The sequence below is a fragment of the Alishewanella sp. HL-SH05 genome, assembly GCF_052655985.1.
The window spans coordinates 517,715-531,575 of the sequence record NZ_CP199753.1 but is presented as its reverse complement, the minus strand read 5'-3'; the positions used below and the strand labels follow the sequence as shown (position 1 = coordinate 531,575).

General features: G+C 47.9%; 11 protein-coding genes. 3 read left to right on the top strand and 8 right to left on the bottom strand.

Going from position 1 to position 13,861, the window contains the following annotated elements:
- Nucleotides 1-140: 140 nt before the first annotated feature.
- The 3 genes from ACUJFL_RS02325 to ACUJFL_RS02315 are packed head-to-tail and all read right to left on the bottom strand — an operon-like array spanning nt 141 to nt 4,927.
- A complete protein-coding gene (locus ACUJFL_RS02325; protein WP_445428386.1) occupies nt 141-1,823 on the bottom strand; it encodes a type IV pilus assembly protein FimV in 1,683 nt (560 codons plus the stop codon).
- Between the two features lie 16 nt (nt 1,824-1,839).
- On the bottom strand, nt 1,840-2,643 hold the full coding sequence (locus ACUJFL_RS02320) for an outer membrane lipoprotein-sorting protein (RefSeq protein WP_445425978.1): 804 nt from the start codon (nt 2,641-2,643) through the stop codon (nt 1,840-1,842).
- Nucleotides 2,633-4,927 carry an efflux RND transporter permease subunit gene (locus ACUJFL_RS02315; RefSeq protein WP_445428385.1) on the bottom strand — a complete coding sequence of 765 codons (2,295 nt, stop codon included), beginning with the start codon at nt 4,925-4,927 and terminating at the stop codon, nt 2,633-2,635. The genes ACUJFL_RS02320 and ACUJFL_RS02315 overlap by 11 nt, the downstream gene beginning before the upstream one ends.
- 166 nt (nt 4,928-5,093) lie before the next feature.
- On the opposite strand from ACUJFL_RS02315, the gene ACUJFL_RS02310 reads away from it, so the two are divergent.
- Complete coding sequence (locus ACUJFL_RS02310) at nt 5,094-6,596, top strand: YifB family Mg chelatase-like AAA ATPase (RefSeq protein WP_445428384.1); 1,503 nt, start codon at nt 5,094-5,096, stop codon at nt 6,594-6,596.
- A 36-nt stretch (nt 6,597-6,632) separates the two neighbouring features.
- Here the strand turns inward: ACUJFL_RS02310 and pyrC are convergent, their stop codons facing one another.
- On the bottom strand, nt 6,633-7,664 hold the full coding sequence (gene pyrC / locus ACUJFL_RS02305) for a dihydroorotase (protein WP_445428383.1): 1,032 nt from the start codon (nt 7,662-7,664) through the stop codon (nt 6,633-6,635).
- 167 nt (nt 7,665-7,831) lie between these two features.
- On the opposite strand from pyrC, the gene ACUJFL_RS02300 reads away from it, so the two are divergent.
- Nucleotides 7,832-7,984, top strand: a complete 153-nt coding sequence (locus tag ACUJFL_RS02300) for a hypothetical protein (RefSeq protein WP_226750460.1) — start codon at nt 7,832-7,834, stop codon at nt 7,982-7,984.
- Here the strand turns inward: ACUJFL_RS02300 and ACUJFL_RS02295 are convergent.
- Nucleotides 7,981-9,165 carry a multidrug effflux MFS transporter gene (locus ACUJFL_RS02295; RefSeq protein WP_306177339.1) on the bottom strand — a complete coding sequence of 395 codons (1,185 nt, stop codon included), beginning with the start codon at nt 9,163-9,165 and terminating at the stop codon, nt 7,981-7,983. The genes ACUJFL_RS02300 and ACUJFL_RS02295 overlap by 4 nt on opposite strands.
- Before the next feature lie 213 nt (nt 9,166-9,378).
- Here ACUJFL_RS02295 and ACUJFL_RS02290 point away from each other — a divergent pair, with 213 nt between their 5' ends.
- Entirely contained in the window at nt 9,379-10,410 is a 1,032-nt protein-coding gene (locus tag ACUJFL_RS02290) for a LacI family DNA-binding transcriptional regulator (RefSeq protein WP_306177340.1), read from the top strand.
- Here the strand turns inward: ACUJFL_RS02290 and dauA are convergent.
- From dauA to ACUJFL_RS02275, 3 genes are all read right to left on the bottom strand, one after another.
- Complete coding sequence (gene dauA, locus ACUJFL_RS02285) at nt 10,383-12,143, bottom strand: C4-dicarboxylic acid transporter DauA (RefSeq protein ID WP_445428382.1); 1,761 nt, start codon at nt 12,141-12,143, stop codon at nt 10,383-10,385. The genes ACUJFL_RS02290 and dauA overlap by 28 nt on opposite strands.
- 179 nt (nt 12,144-12,322) lie before the next feature.
- On the bottom strand, nt 12,323-12,856 hold the full coding sequence (locus ACUJFL_RS02280) for a cytochrome b (RefSeq protein ID WP_445428381.1): 534 nt from the start codon (nt 12,854-12,856) through the stop codon (nt 12,323-12,325).
- Nucleotides 12,849-13,850: a catalase family peroxidase gene (locus ACUJFL_RS02275; RefSeq protein ID WP_445428380.1), complete on the bottom strand. Its 1,002-nt coding sequence runs from the start codon at nt 13,848-13,850 to the stop codon at nt 12,849-12,851. Before ACUJFL_RS02275 ends, ACUJFL_RS02280 begins: the two co-directional genes overlap by 8 nt.
- Nucleotides 13,851-13,861: the final 11 nt, after the last annotated feature.

Below are 13,861 nucleotides of genomic sequence, written 5' to 3'. Positions count from 1 at the left end.
CACTTAGGCAACACGCCCAAAAGATGGGCGCAAACAAAAGCTCTATGCTACCGCAAACGCCGAGCAGACCAAAGCACTGCCGACAGAAATAGGCACTTTTTCAATGTTCTGTTAGCAGGCAGGCTTGGTTGAGGTCTGTTTTAGAAGTAATAGCTCAATTGCAGAGATAAATAGTCATCGCGTTGCAACCAATACAGCGGATCGTTGATTTGCTCACTTTGAAATAACCAGGCATTAATGCTTAAGCGCAGGCTATCGGTTAAACGCCGTGAACCTTCCAGTTTTATACTGCGGCTTTGACGTTCATCTAAATCTTGTAAAACGCCGACCAAGAAACTAGAACCGGCCACATCATTCAGCGCTAAGCGCCAGCCGATGAACAGATCATTTTGCCCCGGCATACTGGCTGTTTGGCCGCGACTGTCATACTGATATTCGACAATCCAGCCGAGATCCCACACCTGTTGCAGCACACCATATTGGGTAAACTCAAAACCCGCAGTGGCAGCGGCATATTCATCCACTCCCAAGCGCCGATAAATCGACTCCATTTTCCATATCCAATCGCCCTGCACCCATTGCAGATCGAGCCCATACTGCTCCATTTGATAATACAATGGCTGTAACTCACCGCTTACAGTGGGTTGCAATAAGGGTTCGCGGCTGGTGCCGCTAAAAAAGCTTAAACCGACATCTAAACCCGAAAAACGATGGGCGTATCGTAAGGCAACGTCGAGGTTATTTTGAGCTTTGGACGACTCATACCAGGCTAAATCATGATTTACCGCTAACGGCGTAGCTAAACGGCCCGCTAAACCAGGAAATTGCCGTTCACGAAAGTAAGGTAAAACGTAGATATCTAAGGTACCCGCGCCAGCACTGCGACGCAGGGCAAGCATCGGTTGCCCTAACTTAGCCTCTAGCTCAACGCCGGCGGTCACATCCGTTTGGTTAATCACGTCAACTAAATGCTGTGACTCACTAACGCCCCAAAAAATGGTGTCTAAACCTACTTTTACTTCCCAACCCTCTTGCACATATCGCCAATAGGCTTGTTGAAAATCAATAAGATGGCTTTCACTGTCACGCTGATGCCAACGTAAGTAAGGCTCTAAATTAACACTGTGCTGCCGACTGGCGTTTTCATAAGACCATTGGCCACGATAACTCAGCATGCTGTGCTGTTTGCTACTGGGCTGCAAGCCGCTTTGGCTAAACATGCGCTGCGTAAAGTCCAGCTCATGTTGCCAACGCCAACTGCCCTGTGGCTTGGGCGCAGGGGCTATTGCTGCAGTTCGAGCAGAAGTATTAGCCTTAGCACTGCTGTTATTTGTGGGTAAGGTGGCGCGAGCAGGCGCTGCGCTGCTCACCGCTGTAGCGGATGGTATTGTGGCCGTAGGGGGGCTTACTGGGCTAACAGCAGCACGGCTAGTACTTGCCATAACCTCAGGGTTAGCCGCATTGACAGCGCGTTTCGGTTCAGCTATCGCTTTGCCTGGCAACGCTTGACGGGCTAATTGTTGTTGATACCACTGCGCGGCAAAGGTCACGTCGGTGGCTAACATTTGTGCTTTGTTAGGCACGGTTAATTCCGCACCTTTTAAAAGATAATTAACATTGTTATCGCGAAACGCTTTTGGATTTTGCTGCCATAAAGCATACATCACTTGCGCCATGCTAACTTGCTCATCCGGCCTAGCCGCAAGCGCCAAACGCCATAGTGTGCTCTCAGCCGTTATGGAATCTGGTGTCGCTGCGTGTAGCGTTAAGCTACCCGTAAGTAAGGCAACAGCGCAGCAAAGGTTTGCGATGGTATGTTTCATAGGCAATAACGCACGCTTAACGCGCTCGCTCCAAAGCACTTACATCAAAATCGGCAGCAGTACGGCCGGTTTGAAAACGCATACTTTCTAACAACAACTCGGTGCTTTTACCGGTTTGTTGGTTCTCCATTACCAAGCGATGTGGCCGCCAAAACTTATCTAAATACAGCTGATAATCGTAGGTGGTTAAGGTTTTTAATAGACTATCTTTACGATCATAATATTCTGCGCGCTGCACCCGATAATGCTCAGTATCTACCCAAACCAAAATTTTGCTGTAACCCGAAAAACTGTCTGTTGGTGTTTGCTCTACCACAAAACACTGTAATTGCTCTGCACAGGCTTCGTCACGCAGATAACGGAAACTGAATTTCTCTAATTCAAAACTGGTCATATCCTCATAAGCAAACTCACTGGCCATAAAAGGGCCAGATTTATTGCGACTGGCAATACGCCGCGTGCGTTTAACGCTGGGTAAATATAACCACTGTTCATCTTCAGCCGTGGGGTGAGCATGGGTTAAAAAAGCGGAACCGCGCACATCCATGGGTTCATCAAAAATAGTCAGCGACTTATCACCATCACCTTGCACTTCAAGGGCTAAAGCCCGCATCCGCCTTACACTTTCACGGCCTTGGGCATTACGTAAGGTCATCTGCAGTTCGCTTTCACTGTCACCCCAGCCGCGATCACGCATTTTTTGTTCTTTTGCAATTTGTAAGCCTTTGGCTTGCGCTTCATCTTGCGCCGCCACCGGCGCCCAAGGTGCACAAAGCATCGCAGCGAACAACAAGCTGCGAGAGGTTAGATTATTTAGCATGCTTAGCTCTCCCAAATTTGCCAACTTGTAACAAGACGGCGGGTAAAAATAATAAATCGATGATCAGTGCCACCAAAATAATGCTGGATGTTAGCAAGCCCATATCGAAATTCAAACGGAAGCTCGACAGCATCAACACCGCAAAACCACTGACTAGTACCAAGGTGGTGATCCAAAGCGCGCGGCCAACACTGTGAAAAGCAAAACGCACGGCTTGTTCGTTATCTTGGCCCTCTTTGCGGGCATAGCGATACTTGGTTAAAAAGTGCACCGTATCATCAACAATAATACCGAGGCTCATACCGGCGACCACTGACAACGCCAAGTTCACTTCGCCAACTAATAAACCCCACAAACCAAAACCAATTATCGCTGGCACTAAGTTTGTTAATAAACTAATTAAACCCAGCCGCCAAGAACGCAACGTAAACAGTAATAATAACGAAATTAACACCAACGCTGCCGGTAAGGTTTTCAGCATAGACGCCATATTGCGCTCGCCAATATGAGCGAACATTAGGGCTGCACTGGCAGCCGATAACTGGTATTCCGGCCATTGCTCGGCAAAATACGCTAAAGCACGCTCTTCTAAAGCAATTAACTCTTTGCTGCCTAAATTGTATAAGGTGGCACTTAACCGCGTGGCACTTTTATCAATATTTAACTGGTTATTTAAATCAAGCCCAAAAGGTAAGGACATTTCATACAATAAGATATATTGCGCTGCTTCTTCGGTGGAATGGGGTAAACGGTAATAGGCAGGATCATCCTGATGCATATTCCGATTGAGCTTTTTCAGAATATCGGTGAAAGTGTTTACGTGCATCACTTCCGGTTGCTCAACTAACCAGTCACTAAACTGCGCCACGGCCAACAGCATTTCTGGTTGATAAACCGCGCCTTCCCCGTCGCCCTTCACTTCAAAATCCATCAAAGTAAAGCCACTGAGGTTCTCTTCTAAAAAATCATTCGATTGACGAAATGACGTACTGGTAGAGAAATACTCATTGGGCTCGTCATTCACTTTATTTAAGGTTAATAAACCTGAACACACGATAGTAATGGCAATAAAGCCAAACATGATCGGCCGCTGCCAGCGGATCACGAACAGCGCCAGTTTATCCATGGCATTCAGGCCGCTTTCAACATGGTCCGGCTCATGAAACGGTAAGGCATTCATCAATAATGGCAATAAGGTTAAGCTGAAAATACACGCCAATACCACGCCAATGGCAGTTAAATTGCCCAGATCACGTAAGATCGGCACTTCCGAGAAATTCAGGGTTAAAAAGCCAATAGCGGTCGTGACACTGGTTATCACTACCGGTAACCAATTACGCTCTAAACTGTACTGAATGGCTTGCTGCTTACTTTTCCCTTCGCTCATCGCAAATTGCATTCCGGCCAGTAAATGCACCGAATCAGCCACCGCTAAAGTCATTAAAATGGTCGGCACGTTCACCGTGGCGGTACTCATAAAAATACCCAACCAACCTGCTATACCTAAGGTACTGACTACCGTAACAATCAAGATGATGATGGTCACTAACGAGGCATAAAACGAGCGGAAAAGCCAAGCCAGCATTAACGCGATCACCAACAACATCATGGGTACTAAGCGCTTCACATCGGCTTCAGCTTCTGAGGCAAAAGCATAGTTCATGGCAATAATGCCAGTGTGATAAAATTCAACGTCGGGATACTGCTCGGCAAACTGATCTGTCAGAGCCATCACCGCCGACCAAATTTCATCTACCTGCGCTTGCCCAGTAGGTTCGGGTAATTGCACCGTAATATTGATTGCTGTCACTGCGCCATCGGCGGCAATTAATCGATCACGAATAATCGGCTCGTTTAAGGCAATGTCGCGAATACGAGCTAGCTCAGCATCATCCAAGGTGCGTTCGGCACTCACCAAATCTTGCACCCGCAAATCATCATCTTCAGCTTCGGTGTGTTGAAAATTACTAATTGAATCAACACGAATAGAGTAAGGCGTTTGCCAAGCGGCATGGGTAAAGTCTTGCACTAATTGCAGCACATCGGCTTGAAACACATTGCGATCTTTTGGTGCAATACCAATTAGCACGTTGTCACTTTTATTAAACTCTTGCTGCATTTGTTCAAAGGCTTGCAGCTGCGGATTATCCGGCCCAAAGAAAATGCGGTAATCGCCACGAAAATACAGTTGATTTAAACCGGCACTAAACAGGGCAATAATCAACAACAGCGCAGATAACACCGACCAAGGATGGCGTAAAACAAAAGGACGGGATGGGGTCATGCAGCGTGCTCCGAGGCTTTTTTATTTTAAATGTTGTAATTCAGTGTACACCTTAATTATCGACCAATGATTACAAGCCATGAATATTTTTCTTTTTGCACACCTTGCTTGCAAATAATTTACAATTAAATAAACTTATTTTATGTCTGCTTGCTCGGGGTGCATTATGTCACTGGCCATTATTTATAGTCGGGCACGTTATGCCTTAGCCGCGCCGTTGGTAACGGTCGAGGTTCATCTCAGTAACGGTTTACCGGCTTTTCAATTAGTCGGCTTGCCAGAAACCTCGGTAAAAGAAGCCAAAGATCGGGTTCGTAGCGCGTTAATTAATAGCGGCTTCAACTTTCCGGATAAACGTATTACCGTTAATTTGGCCCCTGCCGACTTACCCAAAGAAGGTGGCCGTTTTGATTTAGCTATTGCGCTGGGTATTATTGTCGCCTCGGCGCAATTGCCTGAAAACTGCACCGCGAATTACGAGTTTTGTGGTGAATTAGCCCTTTCGGGTGAGATCAGACCGGTGCTGGGCGAGATCCCGTTAGCCATCGCTTGTCGTGATGCAGGCCGTGCCGCCGTGTTACCCATGGCCAATGCCCAACAAGCTTGTTTAATCCCTGATGCACAAATTCATGGCGCTGAGCACCTATTGCAAGTACATAGTTTTTTATTAGCACAACAACCGCTGCCCGCCATACCGCCTCTGCCGCCGCAACCACTTAAAACGCAAGCTGATATGGCCGATGTTAAAGGTCAGTCTCAAGCCAAACGTGTGCTAGAAATTGCCGCGGCAGGTGAGCATAACTTATTGATGTTTGGCCCTGCTGGCACCGGAAAATCGATGTTGGCACAACGTCTCGCCAGTATTTTACCGCCACTCACCGAACAAGAAGCGCTAGCCACCGCGGCGCTTTATTCTATTGCCGGTCAACCGCGTGACCAACAAAGCTGGCTACAACGTCCCTATCGCGCACCGCATCATACCGCCTCAGCCGTGGCTTTAGTTGGGGGCGGCTCAGTACCGCGACCTGGCGAGATTTCTTTAGCGCATCATGGTGTATTATTTTTGGACGAGCTAACTGAATTTCCGCGTAAAGTGCTGGATGTATTACGCGAACCCCTAGAAACCGCGCATATTCATGTTTCACGCGCCGCGCGCCAAGCAGAGTTTCCAGCTCAGTTTCAGCTAGTCAGTGCCTTAAACCCAAGCCCCACCGGCCATCACGAAGATGGACGCAGCAGTCATGAACAAGTATTACGTTATCTGAACCGTTTATCTGGGCCTTTTTTAGAGCGAATCGAATTACAAATTGAAGTACCGCTGCTGCCCGCCGGTACGCTCAGTAGCAAACACGCTGAAGAAAGCAGTGAGCAAGTGCGGCAGCGAGTGATTGCCGCCAGAAACATTCAACTAACCCGTCAAGGCAAAGCGAATGCGCGGCTACAAGGCGGCGAATTAATGCAGCATTGTCAGCTTAGCGAAGCAGATAGTCAGTTTTTAGAAGAAACATTACAGCGTTTAAAGTTGTCAGCACGTAGCTTTCATAAGCTACTTAAGGTGGCAAGAACCATTGCCGACTTACAACAAAGCCCACAGATTAGCCGACCACACTTGTTAGAGGCGATCAGCTATCGGGCACTGGAAAGATTAATCCAATATCTAAAACAGTAGCCCGATAGGTTGAAACGTTATGCCAAAAATAGCGGTTTAAACTAAACGCCAATGCAGCATTTCACCGGCAAAAAATGGCACGATCGGCTGGCCATTCGCCAAGGTTATTTCGGCAGGTACCTGCCACTGTTGTTTTTGTAAGGTGATGCTGCCGCTATTGCGCGGTAAACCGTAAAAGTCTGCGCCATAATGGCTGGCAAAGCCTTCCAGCTTTTCTAAGCAACCCAATTCATCAAACACCTGGGCATACAACTCAATGGCACTGTGAGCACTGTAACAACCGGCACAACCACAGGCTGACTCTTTGCGATGCTTTTCATGCGGCGCAGAGTCTGTACCTAGGAAAAACTTACTCGAGCCACTCGCCACCGCGGCGCGCAAGGCTTCTTGATGGGTACGACGCTTTAAAACCGGTAAACAATAATTATGCGGCCGTACACCACCTACTAATAAATCGTTGCGATTTAACAATAAATGTTGTGGTGTAATGGTTGCAGCCACATTTGCAGAAGCTTCCGCTACAAAAGTTGCGGCATCAGCCGTGGTAATATGCTCAAACACAACCTTTAATTGTGGTAAACGTGTAACGATATGCTGCAAATAGCGGTCAATAAACACTTTTTCACGGTCGAAAATATCAATATCGTGATCAGTCACTTCACCGTGGATCAACAGCAACATGCCCACTTCAGCCATGGCTTCAAACACCGGATAAAGCGCGTCAAGCGCTGCGACACCCGAAGTAGAGTTGGTTGTTGCTCCAGCCGGATATAATTTAGCCGCCACCACGCCCGCCGCTTTCGCTTCAATAATATCTTGCTTGCTGGTTTTATCGGTTAAATACAATGTCACTAAGGGTTGAAACTCACTGCCCGCTGGCCGTGCCGCGAGAATACGCTCGCGATAAGCCATCGCTTGCGCTGCGGTGGTCACGGGCGGTACTAAGTTAGGCATAACAATAGCGCGACGAAAGACCCGAGCCGTGGCCGGAACAGTTTCTAACAGCATATCACCGTCGCGAAAATGCAGATGCCAATCATCAGGGGTTTGAATGGTTAAAGTGGTCATTAGAATGCTCCGGCAGGATGTCAAAAGTGCCTTATAATAGCAGGGAAGCAGAAATGAAGAAATTACCCAAGTGGTTTTTCAAGCCGCACTGAGACTTTTCTCAAGCATCGCTTTAGTCACTGCGTCGGCTCTGCTACACTATTTTTTAGCAAATGAAGGAGCCCACCATGTCAGAATTTGATTTCGATTTAGATCATCTAGATTTCGCAGCCGCCGAAGACTCTGTCGCAGCCACTCAAGCCGCCGTAGCCGCTGCCGAAAGCGAGCCACAATTTGGCGATGACGATGACGAATGCAGTGGCGGTGCTTGTAAAATTTAAGCTCCCTGTGGGCGCAATTGATAAAAACGCGTTAATTGCGCCACTAAGATACAAATCGTGCCCGTCAGCATCAACAATGAAAACGGCAATGCCGTACCGTTGTAAAATAACCCTAATAAAGGCCCTGCCAGTGCGCCTATGCCAAAACGCAACGTACCAATCACCGCAGTAGCGGTGCCGCTATGCTCTGGAAACTTCATTAAAATCATCGCATCGGCATTAGTAGCCATTAGCCCTAAACTGGCCATTAACGGGGCAATACTCAGCACCGTGTACCAAAGCCCTAAACCCAGATAATTAAACAAGCTTAGTAGTGACGCGCAGCACAAAGCTAACACTAAGCCAACGCCTAACATGCGCTGCGGCCCTTGCCGGGTAACCAAGCGGCTGTTAATAAAGTTGGCAAGCATGAGCGCCGACACATTAAGCGCAAATAACACCGCGAATAGCTGCTCACTCACGCCAAAGTAACTGATATAAATAAAGGATACGGCCGTTAAAAACGTAAAAAAGCTAAAAGAAGCAAACATCGAAGTCGCAATATCTGGCCATGCCGCTTTATTAGCAAAAACTTGCCGATAACCACTAAAAAAAGCAGGTTTTACCACATCGTCTGGCCGTGTAATCTCAGGCAGAAAACGCCAACTTAAACCCACCAATAACAACGCATAACCGGCTAACACAGCAAAAATAACTTGCCAGTTTGCCAACACCATAATGCCACTGCCCAGCGCTGGAGCAATTAATGGCGCCAGCATCATAATCATAGATACATAAGACATGCCTTTAGCAGTATTTTGCTGATATAAATGCCGCACGATGCCAGGGATCACCACGGTTGCAGCCGCACCACAAAAGGCTTGAGCAGCGCGCCAGACTAAAAAGCTTTCAATACTGCTAACAATACTGAGCATAATACTACTCAGTAAAAACCCACAAAGCCCCGCTAGCGCTAAAGGGCGACGCCCCAGCATGTCGGCTAAGGGCCCAAATAACAGCATGCCTAAGGCATAAGCAGCCAAATAGATACTGAGCGATTGCTGCACCAAGGCCATAGAGGTGTTGAGATCGGTCACCATGGTTTGCATTGCGGGCAAATACATGTCGATTGCTAAAGGGGTAATAGCAATTACAGACGCGAGTAGCATAATCAGCCACAGCGAAGGGGTTGGCGCTTTCATTTGAGTTACCTCCAGAGGAGTGGCATAGTACCGTTACAACACGATGCTGACTAGCAGGTTTTTTCGTAAGAACAAGCGCTTATTCACCTAAAATACCGTATTGTCGACAGATTTAGACTGCGTTGAATCTTCTGCCAATAAGCTCTATGATGATGGGGCTTTGTTGAATCTGACACGCTGCAATGTTTTGACGGTAACCGCATCGAGTAACGCATGAAAGAAAAAGCTACGTCTTTTGATATCGCCTATTTAGCTGGAGTGTCGCAATCTACCGTTTCTCGGGCATTACGCAATAGCCCGCAAGTGAATCAAGAAACGCGCGAAAAGGTGCAAGCGATTGCCCGCCAGCTTAATTATAAGGTCGATAAAAACGCCAGCAATCTGCGTAAACAACGCAGTAGCACGCTCGCGTTGCTGTTATTTGAAGATCCCACCACCGATGAATCTCTGATTAATCCGTTTTTTCTGTCAATGCTGGGTAGCATCACCCGTGCTTGTGCCAAGCGCGGCCAAGATCTGCTCGTGTCGTTTCAGCAACTTAGTAACGACTGGCATGCCGATTATGAAGACAGTAAAAAAGCCGATGGCATTATTTTGCTTGGTTACGGCGACTATGTAGATTACGAAGAAAAATTAGCCAAGCTGTTAGCGCAAGAAACCCACTTTGTTTGCTGGGGTGCCGAAGTATTGGGCCATCCGGAATTTACTATTCGCAGTAACAATTGGCAGGGCGGCAAATTAGCCGGCGCGCATTTAATTTCCACCGGCCATCGTAACTTTGCCTTTATTGGTAACGCCTCTGAAGGCAGCCCAGAGTTTAGTGCTCGTTATCAAGGTTTTATTGAGGCGTTAGTCAGTGCTGGCATTAACGCTGCGGATGTGCCGCACCATGATGCGATCTCCACCGAAAGCGCCGGCGATCTCGCCACCGAGCAACTGTTAAAAAGTGGTCAGCCGGTCGATGCCATTTTTTGCGCGAGCGATTTAATCGCCATTGGTGTGATCCGCTGCTTAAAACGCAACGGCATTCGTGTTCCGGAACAAATTGCCGTGATGGGCTTTGATGATATTCCTGCCGCCTCTTTTGCCTCGCCCGGTTTAAGTACGATCCAGCAAGACACCAGCAAAGCCGGAGAAATGCTCGTCAATAACCTGATGAACCTGATTACCAACCAACCGATCACCGATAACCTGATTGAACCTAAGCTGGTGATCCGTCAATCTTGCGGTGCCACGTCGGCTTGAGTTGCCCGCTCAGCAGATGGCGGCAAAGCCTCTAGCGCTTCACGTAACGTGGCATAAAAGGTTAGCCGACCGGGTTCTGCCACTATCCCCGCTTTCGCTAAGGTTTTTAATGGCTGAAATTGCAAGTCGGCAATAAGCAATTCAATATTGTTAGTCTGACAACTGTGTCGCAGTTTTTCTAAAGCCGCCAAGCCACCGGCATCTAATAACGTAACGCCATCCATATACAACACTAAACCACACTGCTTTTCAGCTAACAGCGCAATTTCTGCAAAAATACGATCGGCGGCGGCAAAAAACAGTGGGCCACTAATTTTTAAGACTTTCCAACCCGCGGGTAAGGGTTGGCTAATATGCTTACGACTTGCCGAGATGTCCGTGACTTTGGTCATGGCGGCGATATCTTTCATAAACAAGATTGTTGCTAACAGAATGCCCGTGGTAATGGCCAGCACCATATCAAAAATAACGGTTAGCAACAGACATACTAAGAAAACCCAAACATCACTGCGCGGCGCAGTTTTTAATAGATGCAGTGCCTTGGGTGCTTCACTCATGCCCCACGCCACCATCACCAATAATGCGGCCAAAGCCGCCATGGGCATATAAGCCAGCACAGGGGTTAACAATAATAAAGCCAGTAATACCACCAGGGCATGGATCATCGCAGAGATGGGTGATTGCGCGCCAGCATTAAAGTTCGCGGCCGAGCGAGCCAGCGCCGCTGTCGCGGTAATACCCCCGAAAAAAGGTGTAATAATATTACCGATACCTTGCCCCATTAATTCGCTATTTGCACTATGGCGTTGGCCACTACTGTTATCCAATACCACCGCACACAATAACGACTCAATCGCGCCAAGCATGGCAATGGCAAAGGCGGCGGCCAGCAGATCTTTTGCCAATTGCCAACTAAAACTCAGCGCTACACCCTCAGGTCCAGGGCGATCCCAAGGCCAATCAAAATAAGGTAAATACGACGGCACGCCGGCAGCGACAGCACCATCTTCTGCTATATAAGTAAACCGCGCGGCAATAGTGGGTACATCTGCGCCGAATTGCAGCAATAACAACCCTAGCAAGGTGCCGATAAACAATGCCGGTAAATGGGGTGGAATGGGTGTGTTAAGTCGGCGCCAACCTAGCATAACGGCTAAGGTCACTACCGCCACCAGCAAGCTAGGCCAAGCGGTTTGGGGTAATGCTTGTGCTAACACTAAAATTTTATCGCCAAAATGCTCGGGCAAAGCGGCTAACGGTAACCCCAAAAAGTCTTTGACCTGCAAAATGACAATAACAATGGCAATACCCGAGGTAAAACCTAAGGTGACTGACTCAGGGATATATTCAATTAAACGGCCCAAGCGCAATAAGGCCATAGCGACCAGTAATAAACCAGATAGCACAGAGGCAATTAATAAGCCGCTTAAACCATACTTCACGGCAATAGGGTATAGGATCACCACAAAGGCGGCGGTGGGCCCAGAAATGCTATAACGCGAGCCACCGGTTAGCGCAATCACAAAACCGGCAATAATAGCCGTATACAGACCGTATTGCGGCGGCACACCCGATGCAATCGCCAACGCCATAGCCAGTGGAATGGCAATAATGCCCACGGTAACGCCGGCTAACAGATCTTTGAATAATTTTTGCCGCGTGTAACCTTCAGCCAAACTCTCGCGTAGCGCATGACCAATACGCAAAGAAAACAAATGGGCGCGATGAGACAAAACAGACTCCGCTGATCTGGCCTAAACAATACATCACTATAGCGCAGCAATTTTGCTTAACCTATGCACTTTTAGTCTCAGATGGCATAGTAAAAAACACTTTTAACTGCCGCTTAACGCAAAAACGCTGTTCGAAAACAGCGTTTAGATTCAATGAAACGCATTGAGTCGCGATGGCTTTATGTTGATTTTTTTAGCATGCTCGCCAGTACCCCATCGCGTTTAATGAAACCATGCTGCAATGCTGCGCTGATATGCAGAATAATTAACAGCATCAGTAGCAAACTGGCCCAGCCATGAAGTTCGCGTAATAAGCCATAATGGGCTAAATCAGTTGCTAACAGCATCGGCAAACTGACATCGAACAGCACCACCGGCAATCCAGCAGCATTTTGCATTAAATAACCCGACAGCGGCATTAACACCAACAACAGATAAAAAGCAAAATGGGTGAGTTTCGCGGCCCACTGTTGCCATAACGGCAGCGAGCTGGGTAAAGCCGGAACCTGCGAAGTCAACCGCAGATAAATGCGCAGCAGCACGGCACAAGCGGCTAATAACCCAGCCATTTTATGCGCACTGAGCAATTGCTGTTGCCAAGCCCCTAATGCACTAACCATCGTTAAACCAGCCAGCAATAAAGACAATACTAAAGCCGCCATCAGCCAGTGCATCAAGCGCATAGCTAACGAGTACGTTGCCGGATTATTCATGCTGTTCACCTACCACTGATTGCACTAATACTTCACGCGCTCGGCGCCGATGTGACTCGGCATAAGCAGCAGCGCGCGCACGTAAAATCGGATCGGCGGTTGGCGCAACACCACGAGGCAACACTAAAGGGTCAAAATTAAGCGCATTACAATTCCCGTCTAACTGCTCTGTCGCCTGATGGATCTGCAGTGTTCCCGCACTTATTTGTACATTACTGTCAGGCCATAATACCGTCGCGTTATTTTCATCATCCGCGTCCGTACCAAGGGTAAATTGCCAGTCAAAGCTCACCATGCCCGCATTTAAGCGCGCAAAAAATTCTTTTTGCAGGGCATCAGCATCTGTTTCATCTAACTCACTACTGATTGTCGACGTTAACATCGGCACTGCAGCCCATTTCACGGCTTGCTGCTGACCTGTCGCATTCTGCAAATAAAAGGCGTTAATACTGTGATAGCGTTCACTGGCAAAGCTACTGCTGGCTTGATAGGTTGAGCGCCATTTTACAAAAGCCTGACTCTCTGGATGCTCGGCAAAAAATTGCGGCACACTATTATTTTGAATGGCTTGCAGCTGCAGATAAAACTTCTCTGGTGTTCCTACCGCTAGCACCGGTGGGGTGTTCATTGCTATGCGCCATTGCTGTGCGGTTTCGGGCAACAAGGTGATGGCAAAACTGCGTACCGGTGCTTTTAAATCAGGCGCCAGCGGATTATTACCAGCAATCGAAAATCGACCAATAAACGGATAACGCCCGGCTTGCAACACCTCAGCACTTGAATAAGGCGCTAACGCGCCACTAGAAATAAAATCACCAGCTACGCAAAAACCTTTCGCATGCGCACGGCGAAAACCGGCATGCGCTGTTGAACCTTGCTGTAAATCAACAAAATCTTGCGCACTGAGTGCATTACCCGTGCCCAAATTAGCGGCCAATAAAAATGCCGCGCTAACACTGCCCACTAGCGCGGCCACCATAAAATAAGCTCGCATCTTGTCACGCC